The sequence below is a fragment of the Vibrio sp. HA2012 genome (assembly GCF_002812955.1).
In the GTDB taxonomy this organism is placed as follows: Bacteria; Pseudomonadota; Gammaproteobacteria; order Enterobacterales; family Vibrionaceae; genus Vibrio.
The window spans coordinates 19901-39935 of record NZ_PFXK01000001.1 but is presented as its reverse complement, the minus strand read 5'-3'; the positions used below and the strand labels follow the sequence as shown (position 1 = coordinate 39935).

Annotated in this window: 12 protein-coding genes; 5 read left to right on the top strand and 7 right to left on the bottom strand. The window is 45.6% G+C overall.

Annotation, left to right across the window (positions count from 1 at the left end):
* Positions 1-61: 61 nt before the first annotated feature.
* Entirely contained in the window at positions 62-541 is a 480-nt protein-coding gene (locus CSW98_RS00170) for a LabA-like NYN domain-containing protein (RefSeq protein WP_100798432.1), read from the bottom strand.
* Positions 542-603: 62 nt separating this feature from the next.
* Positions 604-1179 (bottom strand): TetR/AcrR family transcriptional regulator, encoded by a 576-nt coding sequence (locus tag CSW98_RS00165; RefSeq protein ID WP_198517264.1) that lies wholly within the window; start codon positions 1177-1179, stop codon positions 604-606.
* Between the two features lie 150 nt (positions 1180-1329).
* On the opposite strand from CSW98_RS00165, the gene CSW98_RS00160 reads away from it, so the two are divergent.
* Together CSW98_RS00160 and CSW98_RS00155 are read left to right on the top strand one after the other, a co-directional pair.
* Entirely contained in the window at positions 1330-2373 is a 1044-nt protein-coding gene (locus tag CSW98_RS00160) for an alkene reductase (protein ID WP_100798431.1), read from the top strand.
* Positions 2374-2555: 182 nt separating this feature from the next.
* Positions 2556-3722: an iron-containing alcohol dehydrogenase gene (locus CSW98_RS00155; protein WP_100798430.1), complete on the top strand. Its 1167-nt coding sequence runs from the start codon at positions 2556-2558 to the stop codon at positions 3720-3722.
* Positions 3723-3833: 111 nt separating this feature from the next.
* Here CSW98_RS00155 and CSW98_RS00150 read toward each other — a convergent pair whose 3' ends face one another.
* The 5 genes from CSW98_RS00150 to CSW98_RS00130 form a co-directional block, all read right to left on the bottom strand.
* Positions 3834-4979 (bottom strand): PrpF domain-containing protein, encoded by a 1146-nt coding sequence (locus CSW98_RS00150; RefSeq protein ID WP_100798429.1) that lies wholly within the window; start codon positions 4977-4979, stop codon positions 3834-3836.
* A gap of 9 nt (positions 4980-4988) precedes the next feature.
* Entirely contained in the window at positions 4989-5678 is a 690-nt protein-coding gene (locus CSW98_RS00145; protein WP_100798428.1) for a response regulator, read from the bottom strand.
* Complete coding sequence (locus CSW98_RS00140; RefSeq protein ID WP_198517239.1) at positions 5665-7308, bottom strand: ATP-binding protein; 1644 nt, start codon at positions 7306-7308, stop codon at positions 5665-5667. The genes CSW98_RS00145 and CSW98_RS00140 overlap by 14 nt, the downstream gene beginning before the upstream one ends.
* Positions 7309-7523: 215 nt before the next feature.
* On the bottom strand, positions 7524-10103 hold the full coding sequence (locus CSW98_RS00135; protein ID WP_100798426.1) for a bifunctional aconitate hydratase 2/2-methylisocitrate dehydratase: 2580 nt from the start codon (positions 10101-10103) through the stop codon (positions 7524-7526).
* Positions 10104-10148: 45 nt separating this feature from the next.
* Positions 10149-11462: a CitMHS family transporter gene (locus tag CSW98_RS00130; RefSeq protein ID WP_100798425.1), complete on the bottom strand. Its 1314-nt coding sequence runs from the start codon at positions 11460-11462 to the stop codon at positions 10149-10151.
* 413 nt (positions 11463-11875) lie between these two features.
* Here CSW98_RS00130 and CSW98_RS00125 point away from each other — a divergent pair, with 413 nt between their 5' ends.
* The 3 genes from CSW98_RS00125 (at position 11876) to metE (ending at position 20008) form a co-directional block, all read left to right on the top strand.
* Positions 11876-13582 (top strand): ShlB/FhaC/HecB family hemolysin secretion/activation protein, encoded by a 1707-nt coding sequence (locus CSW98_RS00125; RefSeq protein ID WP_157810299.1) that lies wholly within the window; start codon positions 11876-11878, stop codon positions 13580-13582.
* A gap of 58 nt (positions 13583-13640) precedes the next feature.
* Entirely contained in the window at positions 13641-17510 is a 3870-nt protein-coding gene (locus tag CSW98_RS00120) for a two-partner secretion domain-containing protein (RefSeq protein ID WP_100798423.1), read from the top strand.
* Between the two features lie 215 nt (positions 17511-17725).
* Positions 17726-20008 carry a 5-methyltetrahydropteroyltriglutamate--homocysteine S-methyltransferase gene (gene metE / locus CSW98_RS00115; protein ID WP_100798422.1) on the top strand — a complete coding sequence of 761 codons (2283 nt, stop codon included), beginning with the start codon at positions 17726-17728 and terminating at the stop codon, positions 20006-20008.
* Positions 20009-20035: the final 27 nt, after the last annotated feature.

Genomic DNA, 20035 nt, shown 5'->3' with positions numbered 1-20035 from the left:
TATATAAAACCCTCACCTGGTGAGGGTTTTTATTACACTCTGAATTATTCTGTAAAAAATATTATCTGGTCTTAAGCAGGTTCTCATCAATCGGATAAAAACGGGTTGCCGAATCGATCAATGACTGTGCAGTAAGATATTCAACCCCGTACACTTCCACTTCTTTACCATACTTCTCACGGATTCGCTGTGCCAGATAATCAAAATCACCGTCACCAGAGACCAGTACTATCACATCAGCCTCTGCTGCGAGCTCTATCGCATCGACAGCAATACCAACATCCCAGTCACCTTTCGCTGAACCATCCATGCGCTGAATAAAAGGTTTAAGTTTCACCTCAAATCCGATGCCGCGCAGAATATGATGAAACTGCCGCTGTTTTTCATCCCGGCTGGCGATAGCATAAGCGTTCGCCTTAATAACATCTCGCCCGGACGTAACCTGACGCCAGAAAAGGTTATAGTCAAAATGGGCGTTATATCTCTCACGTGTTGTATAATAAACGTTCTGCACATCCACCAGAACAGCAACTGACTGCATGTAAATTCTCCGCCTTTATGGCTAGTATTAATTATCGAATCCGGATAACCGCGCCAAAACCACTACTGGATAGAGGAGAGTAGCTTCAAGGCCATTCTCTCTAACAACCCTTTTTCCGGCCGGGTGTGAGCAAAAGAGCGTAGGCCATAGATCCCCATGACTAAGTAATCCGCCAGAAAACAACAGTCAGAATCAGAGGCGATTTCTCCTAGGCGCTGTGCTTCCTGTAACTGTTCCAGAATACCAAGCTTCCAGCGATTCAGGGTAACACGGATCATCTGTTCAACCTCTTCATCCTGCTGAGACAGTTCACTGAGTGCTTTTTGTAACAGACAGTCCTTAATTTCGTCACGCTCACATTCATCCACGATCATGGAAAAATAGCTGCGTAAACCATCTATCACCGTCGGCTGAGTTGCAAATACAGCAGCAAATTCTTCCGCTCTCTCTTCCGCATAATGTTCAAGTGCGGCCAGCAGCAATCCACGTTTATTGTCAAAAGCACAATAAATAGAACCTGGATGCAATCCGGTCGCTTTTTTCAAATCCTGCATGCTAGTCTTATTGTACCCTTTCGACATAAAGGCATACATCGCAGAGCGCAACACTTGTTTTCTGTCAAATTCTGCTACACGCACAGTATTTCTCTCATCGTCTGGCCCGGCCGCAATTCTACCCCGAAAAAGAAGGTCTGACAAAGATTCTTGAACAATCATTCAAAAATATCTTGAATGATTGTTCAAATATGATTTAGCATAGTGTCACTTATCCCAAATCAGGACATCACCATGACAGAGATATTGTTCCAACCCTATCATCTGAACGACCAAATCACCCTATCGAATCGTATCGTAATGGCACCATTGACCCGTTGTATGGCAGGAGAAGGGCTGACAGCAACCGATCAAATGGCGGCCTACTATGCTCGCCGGGCAGAAGCAGGACTCATTATTTCCGAAGCGGTAATTATCCGCGCCGATGGTCAGGGCTACCCGAATACTCCGGGACTGTTTACAGAGCAGCAAGTGGAAAGCTGGAAGAAGGTTACCGCTGCCGTACATGAAAATGGCGGAAAAATATTTGCTCAGCTCTGGCATACCGGCCGTGTTGCCCACCCGTATTTTTTTACCGGTGAGTATGTACTTGCGCCTTCTCCGCTGGCTTTCGAAGGGACAGTCCCCCGCATGCGTGAACTGACTTACACCGTTCCTAAAGCAGCAACGAAAGAAGAAATCGAGCAGCTGACCGAGGACTATGCCACTGCGGCAGACAATGCGATTCGTGCCGGTTTTGATGGTGTAGAAATTCATGCTGCTAACGGTTATCTGCTTGACCAGTTCCTGCATTACGACACTAATTTACGTGACGACGCATATGGTCAGACACCGGAAAATATGGCGCGTTTCCCTCTGGCGGTTATTGATGCTGTCAGCAAACGCATCGGCAGTTACCGTACCGGCCTGCGCCTTTCTCCGGGAGGATATGCACACCTGAATCCGGATCCGCGTGATCGTGATGTCTTTGACTACCTGCTCTCGGAACTGGAAAACCGCGAACTGGCTTATCTGCACGAAGGCATGTTTGATGACAAGATGGAATTCGAACATCTAGGCGGAAAAGTCTCTGACTATATGCGGAAAAACTATTCGAAAACGCTGCTGGCTGTTGGCGGTTATACCGCAGAAACCGGAGCCGATGCGATAAATAATGCCCGCTTTGATCTGCTTGCTATCGGCCGTCCATTTATTGCAAATCCGGATTATGTTACCCGTATACAGGAAAGACTGGAACTGACAGAGTACGATCCGGCTATGCTGGACACCCTTGTGTAGCTTTTGGCTCCATTTGCTCTCCAGAGTCGCAGAATGTATCTGCGACTTTTATTTCCGGATCACCGACGGCTGATCCGGACAAAAATACAGAATCAGGCAAGTTATAAAGAAAATCAGACATCCTGCACTCTACGTCATCCACTATAATATGCAGATTCGCTGACACAAAAAGGAAGCATACAATGCAATTAGATTTTTCATACTACAATCCAACCAAAATCCATTTCGGTAAACATTCTCTGGAAAAGCTGAAAGAAGAATTAGCAGAGTACGGAGAAACTGTCCTGCTTGTGTATGGAAGAAATGCGATTAAATCAAATGGTCTCTACGATCAGGTGACTTCGATTCTGAATGAGGCAGGAAAGAAAACCATCGAATTGTCCGGAGTGATGCCGAACCCGACCTATGAAAAAATGATGGAAGGTGCCAGACTGGTTCGTGACCATGACGTCAGTCTGATCCTTGCTGTGGGTGGCGGTTCTGTTATCGACTGTTCGAAAGGCATTTCTGTTTCCGCATACTGTGATGAAGATCCGTTTCAGAAGTACTGGGTCAACTTTCAGGATGTAAACAACAAAATCGTACCGGTCGCTTCTATCCTGACTATGGTCGGTACTGGTTCGGAAATGAACGGCGGTTCAGTGATCACTCATGATGAAATGAAATATAAAGCTGGCCGGGTTTTTCCTGTGAATGTCTATCCTAAATTCTCCATTCTGAATCCTGAGTATACTTTCACCGTGTCTCAATATCAGATGGTCAGTGGTGTGTTTGATACCATGTCACACCTGATGGAGCAGTATTTTTCCGATGAAGGTGTAAATACCAGTGATTATCTGATCGAAAGCCTGCTCAAATCGTCTGTTGATAATGTTAGGCTTGCACTGCAAAATCCCCACGATTACGAAGCCAGAAGTAATATCATGTGGAATGCCACCATGGCTCTTAATACTCTGACCGGCCTGTCTAAAACTCAGGACTGGCAGGTACACATGATTGAACATCAGTTAGGGGCATACACGGATTGTGCTCACGGCATGGGGCTGGCGGCAATTTCACTGCCTTACTACCGCCATATCTATGCGGCAGGTATTGATAAGTTTGTCCGTTTTGCTACTGAAATCTGGGGCGTATCACCAGAGGGAAAAACCAAAGACGACATTGCGCTGGAAGGTCTGGATGCTCTAGAGCAGTTCACGAAAGAATGCGGCATTGTCACCTCCCTTGAGAAACTGGGAGCAACAAAAGAAATGCTGCCGAAAATTGCTGAATCAACCATCATTCTGGGTGGCGGATATAAAAAACTGACCTCAGCAGAAGTACTCAGTATTCTGGAAGCTTGTTTCTGATCTCTGTTGCAGACGTGATTGATTAAACCCAAAACGGTGATATTCTGGACACCCTCAAAATATCACCGCTTTTGCACATCTAGCATTATCAAATTATCCGGTTTACTGTCCCTACGGATAAAACTCCGACAGTTCTTTATCAAGGTTATATGCCTTAGCAAAACCTTTCATCAGGATCTGAGCACTTCTCTTATACTTCACACTTATTATTTTACCATCATGCTTTATGATCTCTGTCTCAAGGACCCCGGCCGGATTTTCAATATCAATAGCCACCGAATCTCTGTCTGAAAAATGCTCATCCGAATGCTGACACAGTTGATTAGCCACTGTTCCCGGCATAATCGCTGAAGCCGCTAGACAGGCACCACCGGAAACCGCCAGTGAACTATGCATCTTCTGTGGCGTAAAATAGCGTGTGCTGATATGTCCGCCATTCACCGGCTCTGAAACAATACAGACCTTAGGGATCGTCTCACTGTTTGCCAGTTCCTCATCGGTCATCAACCGGCCTTCTGAGTTTTTCAGCTTCATTAACTGACCGGCCTGAATCCATATGCTTTTAATCTTATTAATAAATTCGCTATCGTTCAGTTCATCGCCACTTTCATACCCGGTTTTCCCAACGGCTCTGGCCGGTATAATCACCATAGGTACCGATACATCCATACAGGTCACTTCGACACCATCGATAACATCGGTGAGGTTTCCTGTCGGAAAAACCATACCGGTTTTCGAGCCTTCAGGATCGTTTAACTCAAGCTCTATCTGAGGATAATCCCCTATAACTCCGGGTATCTTACAAGATCCGGCAATCTGATTATCTTTAACTGACACGTAAGCTGAAGCCGTTTTATCCGTATTTACATTATAGATATCTATCTTGTTATACCCATCGTTAAACTCCAGCTCACCGGATTCCAGCAGATACAGAGGAATAGCAGAGGTCATGTTTCCACAGTTAACATTCCAATCTACCGATGTTCTGTTATAAGCCAACTGGGCCAGTTCACTCCTGACCTGCATTTTTGATTTATCCGTTACATCGACAATAAATACTTTATTACTCGTCGGAATGATCCTCCCCAGACCTGTTATCTGAGAATTTTTTTCATCATCTTCTGCACCCATTATATTTGTCAGAATGGCTTCTATCTGATGTTTATCCGCAGGTAAGTCACTCCGGTTAATAATAACTCCCGTCGAAGTCCCCCCCCTTACATAATAAACTGGAATTTCAACTGCATTATTTAACATATGACTTCCTTATAGATTGATTTTCTTCCTGTAACGTCTTTCCGGACGACCGATTTTTCCGTGAACTAATTCTGCTTTAAGAAAACCAGAGAGTGTGCAGAATTCCAGATAGCGTCTGGCGGTTGTTTTACTGATTTCAGCCGCTTCCACTAATGTATCAGCGGTATGGGTTATTTGATCATTATTAAAAATACCCTTAACCCGGTCCAGAGTTATCTGATCGATCCCCTTGGGTAGATTGGCCAGTTTCTCATCCGGACTAGCCTGATAGTTAAGCATTTGGTCAACGTATTTCTGATTAACAGAATCGGTTGAATTTATCGTACTGATATACTGAAGGAACCGCTTAAGAGAATTATTCAGTCTGTCATAAGAAATCGGCTTTAGCAGATAATCAAATGCCCCAGCTCTTATGGCTTTATGGACAGTCTCCATATCATTTGCTGCTGTCACAAAGATGATATTGGTTGGGCTTTCCTTGGCTGCCATTTCTTTCATCAGGCTAATCCCTTTACCATCGGGAAGGTAATTATCCAATATAATCAGATCCGGCTTCAAAGTCGCTATCATACTTTTCGCTTCTCTTATATTTCTGGCAATACCGACCGGATTAAATCTGGGTGCCTCCCGAAAAAACTCGGAATGAAACTCAGCAATATTAGGCTCATCTTCAACAATTAACACGTTAAACGATTTCATTTTGTTTCTCTTTATTTTTAGGAATATAGATAGAAAATATCGCACCTTGTGGGTCTGATTCTTCTATTAGCATCGTTCCCTTCGCTTTTTTTACATATTGGGTAACCAGATACAGCCCGATACCATGACCATCCTCATCCTTAGATGTTACCCCTTTAATTAATAAATCCTCAGGCTCTTTTCCCTGAAAACCGATGCCGTTATCACTGACTTCAATAATCAGCTCATCACCCTGGTCAGTCAGAAACAGAGAGACCACTTTATTGCTCTCCGGATTTTTTATCGTCGCCTCAAAAGCATTATCCAGAAGATTACCAAGAAGCGTTGATAACTCTTCCTGATTAATCGGCCAACCAACCCCATCCAGTCCGGAAATATTGTCTATTTCCAGCCTCAAACCCAGCTCTTCAGCCCGGCTTATTTTTCCAAGCAGCAATCCGGCCACAATTTTCGGCTTAAACATTTGAGTAACAAAATCAATAAAGTCCTGTTGTTTCTTACTGGTATTTTCCAGCAGTTCTAATGCCTTATTGTATGCACCTATCTGTAAAAGCCCGCTGATAGTCGACAACTGGTTGTTATGTTCATGGCGCAAAACCCGGAGGTTATCCACATAATGTTGTACCTGAGCCAGTTTGGTCGTCAGTGTGGTTATATCATCCTGCCTCCTGAGGCTGACTATCGACCCCACAACCATATCGGCACTCAGCATTTTTACTCTGGTCGCAATAAAACTTTCACCATTACAGACGATAACCTCATCATAAACATCAGGCGCTTCTTCATCTTCTCTACAGGGTAAAAAGAAATTCGCCGGAGTAACATATTCCTGAATCGAGCGTCCTTTCAGATAGGAAACCATATGAGATATAGACAGCATGCTCAATGCTGAGCGATTAATATTAAGAATATTTCCATCCCGGCTTATGGCAATAATACCTTCATGCATTGACTGCATTACGCTGTCTTTGATCTGTAAGGATTGGGCAATTTCAACCGGTTCCATATCAAACATCTGACTTTTTATATGATTAGAGAAATAATATGCACCTATGACGGCAGTAATAATGGCAATAATTACCGTAGCAAATATCGGCATGGAATATTCAAATATTCGTTTACTGAGTTTTGTAATTAAATATCCTACGGAGACAACACCAATAATTTTTCCATCATGCCTGATAACCGGGGCTTTCCCCCGGATAGATAAACCAGATTCACCTCTTTTAATTGAGATATAACTGTCCCCGTTATTCAGGGCATCATCATTATCCTGACTGTGTATTTTTTTTCCTATATAGTCAGGATTCGGATGATAGAATCTAATTTCGTTCTGATTCGCCACCACAATATAATCTGAATCACTTTCCAGATTGAGGCGTCTGAATATCTGATTGATCTGTTCCTGATCGTTTGTATTCAGGCTTTTTATCACCTGGGGATCAGAGGCAATCTCTTTCGCCTGCACTAATGCGCGAGTTCCCACCTGTTGCACAACAGTCTGTTCGAAAAAATAGAGAAAAAGGCCGCTCTGAAAGCCGATAAGTGTCAAAAACAGGAAAAGCAGCAGCAAACCGACACGGGTTTTAAACTTGAGTGAGTTGCATAACTTACTGCCTATAAACATCATCTGGTCGGTATCTGAATGAGCATAAAACATACAATAATTTTGAGGAGCTGATGATAAAGCCTTTTGCGCAAATAACACATAACAAACTTAAAAATTTTTTGTGGTTTTTATGGTATTAAGTGTTTTTTAGGCATTTACGGATAGCTAATATGAGTTGAAAGGATATGCCACTCCATCTCCGTGATACAGATCAAGAGTGACATAAGTTCAGATGACTAGCCTACTTGACGGATAACCAGTTCCGATGGCGCCTGATAGGACTCAAGTTGGTCAAAGTTCAGATATTGGTAAATCTTATCTTCACTGCCTTTCAGGGGCTGAATATGTTGTACATATTCCTCCACTGAAGGTAACCGTCCCAGCATGGCCGTTACTGTAGCCAGTTCCGCCGAGCCCAGATACACCTGAGAACCTTTCCCTAACCGGTTCGGGAAGTTACGGGTTGAGGTCGAAATAACGGTCGCATTTTCCGCTACCTGAGCCTGATTACCCATGCACAAAGAGCAGCCCGGCATTTCGGTTCTTACCCCGCGACGGGCAAAGATATTATAAATACCTTCGCTCATCAGTTGCTTTTCATCCATCTTCGTCGGTGGCGCTATCCAGGTTTTACTCTGGTTTGCTCCGTCCCACGGCTCCAAGATCTTAGCCGCTGCCCGGAAGTGCCCGATATTGGTCATACAGGAACCGATAAACACTTCATCAATAGCGGTATTCGCCACCGCAGAAAGCGGCTTCACATCATCCGGATCATTCGGACAACACAGCAGCGGTTCGGTGATCGCATCGATATCGATCTCCAGTACGGCAGCATAACCGGCATCCTTATCCGCTTTCAGTAGTGTTGGATCCGCCAGCCAGTTTTCCATCTCCTGGACCCGTTTTTCCAAACAAGCCTTGCTTTCGTACCCCTGACTGATCATCCAGTTCAGTAAGGTGATATTCGATTTCAGATACGTCGCTATACTCTGCTGTCCGAGCTCGATAGTACATCCGGCAGCTGAACGTTCCGCTGTCGCATCCGCCAGTTCAAATGCTTGCTCTACAGACAATTCCGATAAGCCTTCAATCTCAACCACTTTACCGGCGAAGATGTTTTTCTTATTCGACTTTTCGACCGTCAGCAGACCCGCTTGCTGAGCAAAATACGGAATAGCATGCACCAAATCTCTCAGTGTAATACCGTCTTTCATGGTGCCTTTAAAACGCACCAGAACCGATTCCGGCATATCCAGCGGCATCATACCCGTTGCGGCGGCAAAGGCCACAAGACCAGAGCCCGCCGGAAATGAAATCCCCATCGGGAAACGGGTGTGGGAGTCACCGCCGGTTCCGACCGTATCCGGCAGGATCATCCGGTTCAGCCAGGAGTGGATAATACCATCACCCGGTTTGATGGCTACACCGCCGCGCTGTTCAAAGAACGTCGGCATAGTCGCATGGTTTTCCGCATCAATCGGACGAGGATACGGTGCGGTATGACAGAAAGTCTGCAGTACCAGATCCGCATTAAAGTTCAGGCAAGCCAAATCCTTAATTTCATCCCGGGTCATCGGACCGGTCGTGTCCTGAGAGCCAACGGAAGTGACCTTAGGCTGACAGTACTGTCCCGGATAAACCCCGTCGACACCGCACGCCTTGCCCACAATTTTCTGGGCTAACGTAAACCCTGCGTCTTTGGTTATCTTTTCCGGACGCACAAACAGCTTGCTCTGATCCAGCGCCAGAATTGTCCGGCTGTCATCGGTCAGTTGGCGACCAAGGATCAGCGGGATACGGCCACCGGCACGAACGCTGTCCAGCAACATGGGAGACTTCAGCTCAAACTGGCTGAGCAGTTCACCGCTGGCATTGTCTCTGACCTCACCTTTGTAAGGATAGATGTCGATAACCTGTCCGGTTTCCAGTTGTGTGACATCGGTTTCCACGGGTAAAGCCCCGGCATCTTCCAGCGTGTTGTAGAAAATCGGCGCAATAGTGCTGCCTAATACCACCCCGCCAAAGCGCTTATTCGGTACATAAGGAATATCCTGCCCGATATGCCAGATCAGTGAGTTGGCCGCCGACTTTCTTGAAGAACCGGTACCGACTACATCCCCGACGAAAGCCACTGGATAACCATTTTCCTTGAGTTGCTGGATTTTCGCTAACGGCGCATCCACCATACCTTCTCTCGGCATTTTCAGCATGGCTTCAGCGTGCAGCGGGATATCCGGCCGAGACCAGGCATCCTGAGCCGGAGAAAGGTCATCGGTATTGATCTCGCCCGGAACCTTAAATACGGTAACCGTGATTTTTTCCGCTACGTCAGGCCGGTCGGTAAACCAGACACCGTCAGCCCAGTTTTTCAGTACATCCTGTGCCGCAGAGCAGTTCTCTTTGGCCAGTTGAGACACATTTTCCAGCGCATCAAACACCAGAATGGCGTGTTTCAGGGCATCAACCGCATCACGGCTGAATTCCGGATGAGTCAGCAGAGAGACCAGAGGGGCGATATTATAACCGCCCTGCATAGTTCCCAGCAGCCGTATGGCTTCTTTAGGTGAAATAGCCTGAGTGTTTAATTCACCGATTGCCAGTTTATGCAAAAACTCTGCTTTCACTTGTGCGGCTTCATCGACCCCTGGCGGAACCCGCTCAGAAAGTAACTGTTTCAGTTCAGCCAGAGTCTCGCTACCGGTATCCGCATGTTGCAGTTTACCGATAACTTCTTCGGTATCACTGACCGTAAGAGGCTTAGGGTAAATGCCCTGCTGCTCACGCTCGTGCTTCATTTCATAGTAATTGCTTAACATCATTGCTTCCTAATTTTTTACAGCGTATTTGGTATTTGTTCTGTATCAGAACATTCCGAGGCCCCAGGCAAAGACGAACATAATCAGTCCGACTATCCACAGACCAAAGAAGCTGTAACGGATATGATCTTTAAGCTCGATTTCTGCCAGACCTATACCCAGATAGGTTGCAGGAACCAGTGGACTGATCAGCAGAGACAGGTTTTTACCCACCGTCATTGCAATCGCCATACTCATAGCGCTGATGCCATAGTTTTCACCCACTTTGATCGCCAGAGGCAGCAGTCCGTAGAAGTAAGAGTCTGTACCCAGCATGGTGCCAAGAGGCAGAGCAATAATACCCATGATGATTTGCAGGTATTGTGCAAGTGCTGATGGAATGATTTCCAAAAGCGGTACTGTCATGGCTTCCAGCATGCCACTTTTACCAAGTACACCAACCATGATACCAGCTGCCAGCATAACGGAAGCAACATCAAGTGCAGCCGGCGCGTGAGCTTTCATACGACGTTTCTGTTCTTTTACGTCAGGATAGTTCACGATCAGCGCAGCACACACACCCAGCATAAAGGTGAAATAAGTCGGGAAGATATCCATCAGAAGTACCGCCAGAAGTACTGCCGTAATTCCAAGGTTTACCCAGGTACGGTTATACCGCTTCAGGCTCAGAACTTCTTTATTGTCTTCTTTTACTTCAACTTCGCCACTGGCCTCGTCAACAACAAGATCTACACATCCTGCGTTATGGAATTTCTTCTCACGAATAGCCATAACGACAGCCAGGCCAATCGTTGCAAAAATGCCCATAACCTGCAGAGGGATCATCTCACGCCACAGATCGGTAGGATCCATTCCCAGAACGATTGCAGCACGGGCAACCGGACCACCCCATGGCAGAAGGTTCATTACCCCCATACCACAACCGACAATCAGCAGTAACAGATGAGGTCTGATATTCAGCTTTTTGTACACAGGTAACATAGCCGGAACCGTAACCAGAACCGTAGTAACGGTTGCACCATCCAAGTGTGAAACGATACCGATAATGGCAGTTGCAACCGCAACCGCAACAACGTTCGTTCCCGCTTTCGAAACCAGTTTATTAACCAGGCCATCGAACATACCCGCATCAGACATAATGCCGAAAAATGTTACTGAGAAGATGAATAACACGGCCATTTTACTGGTTTTCTTAATACCGAATTCGATAAAAGCGACGACTTCTTCTATAGAAAAACCAGCAATAAATGCAGCGATTACAGGTATAGTGATAAAGACGACGACCGGAATAGTGCGCCCTTTGAACAGGAAATACATGATGGTTGCAAGCATCAAGAATCCCGATATTGCCATTAACATAGTTTGCTCCTTTTAAGCAGGGTTTGTTTCTGTTAGGAGCAGTCATTGTCAGATTTAACCGGCAAACCGATTGTGAAATAATTCAAATAGAATTTACGTTTCTAAGGCACCTAGGGTTTTTATGGATTAAAAGTAGCACCACAACTTTTACGCATTACATGTTTGTTTTTTGTGAAAAAACAAACACAAAAGAAACAAACCGCTTTCTTTCGTTACAAATGTATCCTATAAATCTTAATTGTAACCAGCTATTCTTTACGATTGGCTGACTAACTGTCTATTCACCATCAGCCAGAAAAAACTAAATATAAAATCTGACAACAATGTGATGTTCTTCCTAATAAGCGATTAGTATGACATACCTGTCAGGCCTGTACTTCATTGATATAAAAACAAAACAGGAGTCTTTTTCTATGCAAAACATATCGCCGAAACATTTATCCCTGACAGGCCTTTTACCACTTATCCTGCCGCTTAGTGTTTTGGCTGCTCCCCCTGATGCCGGGCAAATTCTTCAAGAACAACGCTCTCAGAAACCACTCCCTAGCCAACTCCCCCCACAAGCTGACGTTGAGAAAACACCCGAAAAAACTGAAAACGGTATACGCATTCTGGTTAAAGGTTTTACTTTTAGTGGTTATGAAGGACTTCTCTCTGAACCTGAACTACAGAGCCTAGTAGCTAAAGATATAGGTAAAAAACTTTCCTTCGATGAGCTTCAAAGCCTTGTCACCCGGGTAACTCACTACCTCAGATCTCAAGGTTGGCTTCTCGCACGTGCTTATTTGCCCGATCAGGATATTACTTCTGGTGTAATACACATCGCAATTATTCAGGGGAAAAGCGATGGAAGCCTGACCGTCATCGGAGATGAAACCCTCCGGATCGGTAAAGAACATCTGCAGCATATTGGTGAACATGCTATACAAAAAAATACCCCCTTAAAAGCTCAGGACTTAGAACGCAGCCTGCTCCTTATGAATGACCTACCCGGCATCTCAGCTAAGGCCTCACTATCACCAGGAGAAGCCCCAGGAACAACAGCAGTAAAGATAAAAGCCACCGAGGGAGCACTTTTTGATGGCTCTCTTTGGTTTGATAACTACGGCAACCGCTATACCGGAGCTGAACGTGGTAATGCTATGGTTAACATCAATGACCCACACCGGATAGGAGATCGCTTTACATTTCTATTCACAACGGCAGAACATCTGAAGGTCGGACAAGTCAGCTATTCAGCCCCTATCTCTACCAGTGGCTTGCGTGCCGACTTATCTTACACGGATATCCGCTATGAACTCGGTAAAGAACTCTCCTCTCTGGATGCTGACGGTAATGCACACACAGTGAATGTAGGGGTCAGTTATCCTTGGATCCGTAGTCGCAGAGCAAACATTACCACAACAGTAAACTACGAATTTAAAGATCTTTCAGATAGTGCTTCCGGTACAAAATTACACGATAAGCAATTGCACAGTGCGACTCTGGGTACTGCCGGAGATATGTCTGATGTGTTTTTCGGAGGAGGGGTGACCAGTTGGGGAGCTTCTGTTACTCACGGTTCAATGAATGAAAGAACAGCAGATATTGCCATAACAGATACTGAAGGAAGCTATACGTTCTTCAACATAAATCTGGCGCGCTTACAAAAGCTGACCAAAGATTTAATGATGCGTGTTTCTTTGCGCTCTCAATACAGTCTGGACAATCTAGACTCCAGTGAGCAGTTTTCTCTTGGAGGACCATATGGCGTGAGAGCTTATCCGGTAAGTGAAGCAATGGGAGACGAAGGACATCTTTTTAACCTTGAAGCTAGCTATGCTATTGCTATTCCGGAACGTTTCGGAGATCTAAAATGGAATATCTTTTACGATGCAGGCCAAATCGTGCTGCATAAAAATACCTGGGCGAATGCAATCAGCACAGCAACGAACAAAAACCGATACTGGCTGCAAGGTGCCGGAACAGGATTTGACTACAGCTACGATGATAATCTGACAATCAGGACATCCTGGGCTCATGTCATCGGCAATAACGATGGTCGTAGTACTGACGATAATGACTCTGACGGTAAGAATGATGAAAATCGTGTTTTGTTTCAGGCTCTTTGGCGTTTTTGACGCATTACTGAAAGAATTTAAATAGTTACTCCTTTTTTATATTTTCAGGAGATAGTACATGAATAAAATTTTTCGCGTCATCTGGTCCAAAGTCAAAAACCAGTGGCAAGTTGTGTCTGAACTGACATCAACGAGAGTCAAAAGCTCCCGATCAAATACCTCCACAATTTGTGTTGTAATCTTACTTTTCACCACCAACTCTGTTCTTGCTATTGAAACAACCACCTTGCCTACAGGCGGTACTGTCACATCAGGAACGGCTAGCATATCCAGTAGTGGCAATCAGATGACTATCAATCAGACCAGTCAGAATATGGTCGCGACCTGGGATAGCTTCAACATTGGTTCCGGTGCCGGAGTGACATTCTATCAGCCAAACAGCGCAGCTACCGCACTGAACCAAATTACCGATCAAAATCCAACCCAGATTCTGGGCAACCTTTCATCCAACGGACAAATATTTTTGATTAATCCGTCAGGCATCATATTCGGTTCTTCTGCTCAGGTGAATGTGGGTGGCTTAATTGCTTCTTCCCTAAACATTACAGACGAAGATTTCCTGAATGGTAATTATCAGTTTTCAGCGAACGAATTAGCCGGCAGTATCAGCAACGCCGGAATCATTAATGCCGCAGAAGGCAGTTATATTGCCTTTATTTCTCCGGTCATAGACAACAGCGGAACCGTCACAGTCAATCGCGGTACTGTAGCCATGGCCGCCGGGGATAAGGTTAACCTTGATTTTTCAGGTGATGGACTTATCTCCTTTACCGTTGACCAAGGTGCTGTTGATGCTCAAATCCAGAACAGCGGCCTTATTCAGGCCAATGGTGGCACTGTCTTTCTGACGGCTAAAGCTGTCGATGAACTGACCAATGCTGTAATAAATACAACAGGAATAATCGAAGCCCAAGGACTTTCCGAAGACAATGGACGCATTGTATTAACAGCTGACGGAGGGCAGACAGCTGTAGCAGGAACATTAGATGTTTCTTCCACAATATCTCAGGGCGGTGAAATTATCATTACCGGAGAACGAATAGAGGTAACATCCGGTGCTTATCTGGACGCCTCCGGTACCTCTGGCGGTGGGACTATTATGGTTGGTGGTGGATGGCAAGGCCAGGACTCATCCATTACCAATGCGACTTACATCAATGCAGATAATACCGTCACTGTTAATGCTTCTGCATCTGACAACGGTGATGGTGGTACCGTCGTCTTCTGGAGTGATTATGAAAATATGTTTGAGGGAACCATTCTGGCCAATGGTGGTGTTAACGGAGGTAACGGCGGTCAGGTTGAAGTTTCAGGAAAAGAACGTCTAGGATACTCCGGCCTTACAGATACTCGGGCAGCAAATGGTGAAATGGGTACTTTGCTACTGGATCCTACGACTATCAATATTAAAAACGGCTCAGGGGTTAATACTGCAAATACTTTTTATGAAGAAAATCTGGAAGCTCAACTGACCAACATCGATCTGCAGACCGATGCCAGCTCTTCCGGTAACATTACATTGGAAGACCTGACTGATAACCTTCTGCTTTTACAAACGGATGTAAGCTTAAATATAAGAGCAGGAGTATACGCATCTGGTGGCCGGGGTTCTTATAACACCGTAGATACCAATGATGAAATCCGGACATCAGGCTCAGGGGATATTACCATCCAGGCATCAGGATTCGGTGGGTTAAATGCAGGGAAACTGACCGCTACTGGTTCAGGTAAAATAAGATTATTTGGTGATAATGGGCTGATTGTCGGAAACACCGTTACTACTAACGGCGGGATTATTGAACTCTGGGCAGACTCCGATGATTTAGGTGGAGGCTCTTTTACTCTAAGCAATGCAATTAATTCCAATGGTGGAGATATCTATCTTGATTCGGGCACCGGTGGTATCACTATCAATGGTGATATCACAACAGGTGCAGGCAGGGTCTACTTTGATACATTCGGAACCGTCCGTAATTTCAATGTCAACCTCAATGCCAAAATAGCAAGTACTGGCGATGTTACCATCAACAGTCCTCTACGTTTCGGAACAGGTGCCGAAATTGAGACCACCGGCCAGTTAACATTTGGCAGTACATCATACATGCAGAATGCCTTATCAACGCTGACACTGACAGCAAGTTCTTTCGATATCCAACAAGATATTACAGGTAACGGAGCATCAATCACCATTAAACCATATAGCGCCAGCACTAATGTTGATATTGGCGCTGCCGGTAGTGGTGATATGACATTCAGCAGTACGAATTTCACTCACCTTACCGGGTTCTCCAACATTACCGTCGGACGAAGTGACGGAACCGGGACGACCACTGTAGTTGGAGATACCAGTGTAGCCACCAGCGGTTATTTTGAACTGGCCAACCAGACAGTGAATATAACCGGAGGAAGCCTGACAAACACCAGCGGAGATATTGTCCTTACCGGGGATACATTCAACATATCACAAAGTATTTCTGCCGACAGTGGAACAGGAAAAGTGACTATGCAGCAACTCACTGCAGCCAATGCGATTACTCTGGGGTCAGTGATCGGTAACGCAGAACTCAGCCAGATATCTGCCGGGACGCTGGAAATTGGCCGAACCGATGGTGGTGATGTCAATTTCGACGGCAATATTACAACGACAACTGATACTCTGAGTATTCTATCCGGAGGAAATATTACTCTGGGCAATGGCGTAACTCTCGATATCGGCACTGGCACCGGAGTTTTGGCAGCTGGTGGAAATTTCATCAATAATTCGGGTTCCGGAGCTATCACAACCAGTGGCGACGGACGCTGGCTGATCTATTCCACCGATCCTGCTACAAATACCTTTGGTGGTCTGATTAGTGGTAATTCAGCTCTCTGGAATAAAACATATGCGAGTTATCCGGCAGAAAGTGTTACTCAAACAGGAAACCGCTATCTCTTCAGCATTCAACCGACAGCAACGGTTACTGCTCTGAATATGGATAAAACGTATGGAGAAACTATCGATCTCAGCAATCCTGTTCTTGGTACTCACTATACAGTGAGCGGCATCATAGATTCCTCAGTCTACGGTAATGTATTCACTCAGGACACTGCTTCTGACATTCTGACGGGAACCCCTGTAATGACATCAGAAGGAGCTTCGTCAGGAGCAAACACTGATGGCAGTCCATATACACTGACAATCGCACAGGGCTCTCTGAGTTCAGGAACCGGATATAATTTAACCGGGTTTACAAATGCATCAATAACCGTTGGTGAAGCCGCCTCTGAAGCCACCTCTGAAGAGATCATTGACACACCTCTTCATACCGCTTTAGAGCCAAATGGCGATGCACATTATTCTCCTGTCAGTCATACGTCTCTTAACCCTGAAATAAGCAATACAGATATCTCCGGTCTGACCGAACCGACTCTGAATACTGGTGGAACTCTGACCCTGGTATCCGACAGTGAAATTGCTACTGTAAACTTTCAGCGCAGTAACGGGACACTAACTCTGAGCACAGAAACCAGCGGAAATGGTTCTTTAGTGGAACAGGTCGATTATCTTCCCGTATTCACCAGCGAAGCCAATGGCACCATCTCTCTTGAAGGGGGATATCGGGTCAACGCGAATTCATCCTCCATTGCTCTGACCAGCGTCAGCACCGGTGCAGATATAAGCCTTTCAACTGAAACCAATACAGAGCTGAATCGTAGTGTTTCTTTCAGTCTTGGAATGACTGATGTGGCAACGTTAGAACTGACAGCAACCATCACAGAAAGTGGCGTTCTGATCATCTCTGGTGCTAACTCTTCAATCCAACTGGATACAGAACAAATCGTACTGATGGGGCTAAAAACTGTGAAGCAAGAACTTGGTATAACCCTGAAAGGGATAAAAGCCATACTTCTGACCCCCGGGCAGGGGGGAACCAGTACTAATATCTAAACAGAATCAGTCTATATGCTGCTGGTTAAATTTTAATAACAACCTTCACCTTATTAGAGGATATCCGCTGTGAATGCGGATATCCTCTTTATATCCAGCTCAATCTCTTCCTGTAAATCATGAACAAATTTCATTTATTTCATTAATTTATACCATTATCAAACCGGAACCGGCTCCTTTAGTATTTTTATCAACAGACACTATCGGAGAAAAATATGGCTCTCGTACATAATTTAGGATTTCCGCGCATTGGCGCAAAACGCGAATTGAAATTTGCTTTGGAAAAATACTGGAAAGGCGAAATCAACGCCGATGAACTACAGGATACCGCACACAATATTCGTGCAATTAACTGGGGAACCCAGAAATCACTTGACCTTGTACCAGTCGGTGATTTCTCTCTGTATGACCAGATTCTGGACATGAGCTTCCTGCTGGGCAACTTACCCAAACGTGTTGCCGAGCTCGGAGGAAACGAACTGGATAACTATTTCCGCATAGCGCGTGGCCGCTCTGCTAACGATAGCGGATGTCATTGTGTTCATGCCGGTGAAATGACCAAATGGTTCGATACAAACTACCACTATATCGTGCCGGAAGTCACCGCTGATACGGTATTTTCTTTAAATGCAGAACACCTTCTGAACACATTAGCAGAAGCCCGGCAAGCCGACGTCAATGCCAAACCGGTAATCATTGGCCCCGTCACTTATCTGTGGCTGAGCAAAGCAAAAGACGATTCAGATCGTCTGGATTTGCTGGATAGGTTGCTGCCTGTTTATTGTGAACTGCTGAAAAAACTGGCATTAGCAGGAGCCGAATGGGTACAGATTGATGAGCCTGTCTTAGTGACAGAACTGAACACGGAATGGAAACAAGCTTTTATTACGTCTTATCATGCTCTGAACTCTGCTCAGCCTCATCTGCTGCTAGCAACCTATTTTGGTACTCTGCAGGATAACCTGTCACTGGCTTGTGAACTGCCTGTTGCAGGTCTGCATGTGGATGCCGTAAGAGGACGCAATGAAATTGCAGCCCTACTCGATACCCTACCCGAATATAAGGTATTGTCTGTCGGTGTGATTAACGGACGCAATATCTGGAAAACCGATTTAAACACCACGTTGGACTGGCTGGAACCTGTTGCTGCACGGCTGGGTGAACGTCTGTGGATTGCACCATCCTGTTCACTGCTACACGTACCGGTGGATCTGGACAGTGAAGAAAAGCTGGATGCAGACATACAAAACTGGCTGGCGTTTGCCCGGCAAAAACTGGTCGAGCTGCAAATATTGGGTAAAGCCATTAACCACGGCAGAGAGGCTGTTGCAGCAGAACTGGCTGAAAACCAGCTTGCAATTGACAGCCGTAACCATTCAGAGCGAGTACATAATCCGGCAATAAAAGAAGCCGTCAGCAGCATCACAGCACAACTAGGCGAACGTCAAAACCCTTATAAGATCAGAGCGGCAAAGCAACGCGAACATCTGAATTTACCTTTATACCCAACCACAACTATCGGTTCATTCCCCCAGACGGCAGAGATCCGTAAAGCCCGTCTGGCTTTCAGAAAACAAGAAATATCGGTTGATGAATATACAACCAAAATGAAAGCAGAAATTGAATTTGCCGTGCGTGAACAGGAAAAACTGGGACTGGATGTACTGGTACATGGGGAAGCTGAACGCAATGATATGGTTGAGTACTTCGGTGAGCAACTACAGGGGTACGCTTTCAGCCAGTTCGGCTGGGTACAGTCTTATGGTTCCCGCTGTGTCAAACCCCCCATCTTGTTTGGCGACATCTGCCGCCCGCATGCAATGACCGTTGACTGGATCAAGTACGCTCAGTCATTAACTGATAAGACAATGAAAGGCATGCTCACCGGTCCGGTAACCATTCTTAACTGGTCATTTGTCCGCGACGATCAGCCTCGTAGCCAGTCCTGTCTACAACTGGCTCTGGCGATCCGTCAGGAAGTTCAGGATTTAGAAGCCGCAGGGGTTAACGTCATTCAGATCGATGAAGCCGCATTGCGCGAAGGTTTACCACTGCGCCGTTCTGAATGGCAGGAATACCTGGACTGGGCTGTCGAATCTTACCGTATTACCGCAAACGGAGTGAATGATGAAACACAGATCCATACGCATATGTGCTACTCCGAATTTAACGATATCATTGAAGCCATTGCTCATATGGATGCAGATGTGATCACCATAGAAACATCCCGTTCAGATATGGAGCTTCTGGATGTGTTTGAGGCATTCGAGTATCCGACGGAAATCGGTCCGGGTGTGTACGATATTCACTCACCCAACATTCCATCTGTGGAACAAATGGTCAATCTCATGAATAAAGCAGCGGAACGTATTCCGGCGGAACGCTTATGGGTTAACCCCGACTGTGGTCTGAAAACCCGCCAGTGGGCGGAAGTCACCCCGGCATTAACTAATATGGTAAAAGCAGCGGGTATTCTGCGAGAGCTGACCCGTGCTTAAATCACCAAACTGAATCCGTCGCTCTCG

Coding starts and splice junctions, on each gene's coding strand:
- CSW98_RS00170 (WP_100798432.1), bottom strand. CDS start 541: ATGCAGTCAGTTGCTGTTCTGGTGGATGTGCAGAACGTTTATTATACA.
- CSW98_RS00160 (WP_100798431.1), top strand. CDS start 1,330: ATGACAGAGATATTGTTCCAACCCTATCATCTGAACGACCAAATCACC.
- CSW98_RS00155 (WP_100798430.1), top strand. CDS start 2,556: ATGCAATTAGATTTTTCATACTACAATCCAACCAAAATCCATTTCGGT.
- CSW98_RS00150 (WP_100798429.1), bottom strand. CDS start 4,979: ATGTTAAATAATGCAGTTGAAATTCCAGTTTATTATGTAAGGGGGGGG.
- CSW98_RS00145 (WP_100798428.1), bottom strand. CDS start 5,678: ATGAAATCGTTTAACGTGTTAATTGTTGAAGATGAGCCTAATATTGCT.
- CSW98_RS00140 (WP_198517239.1), bottom strand. CDS start 7,308: ATGATGTTTATAGGCAGTAAGTTATGCAACTCACTCAAGTTTAAAACC.
- CSW98_RS00135 (WP_100798426.1), bottom strand. CDS start 10,103: ATGTTAAGCAATTACTATGAAATGAAGCACGAGCGTGAGCAGCAGGGC.
- CSW98_RS00130 (WP_100798425.1), bottom strand. CDS start 11,462: ATGTTAATGGCAATATCGGGATTCTTGATGCTTGCAACCATCATGTAT.
- CSW98_RS00125 (WP_157810299.1), top strand. CDS start 11,876: ATGCAAAACATATCGCCGAAACATTTATCCCTGACAGGCCTTTTACCA.
- CSW98_RS00120 (WP_100798423.1), top strand. CDS start 13,641: ATGAATAAAATTTTTCGCGTCATCTGGTCCAAAGTCAAAAACCAGTGG.
- metE (WP_100798422.1), top strand. CDS start 17,726: ATGGCTCTCGTACATAATTTAGGATTTCCGCGCATTGGCGCAAAACGC.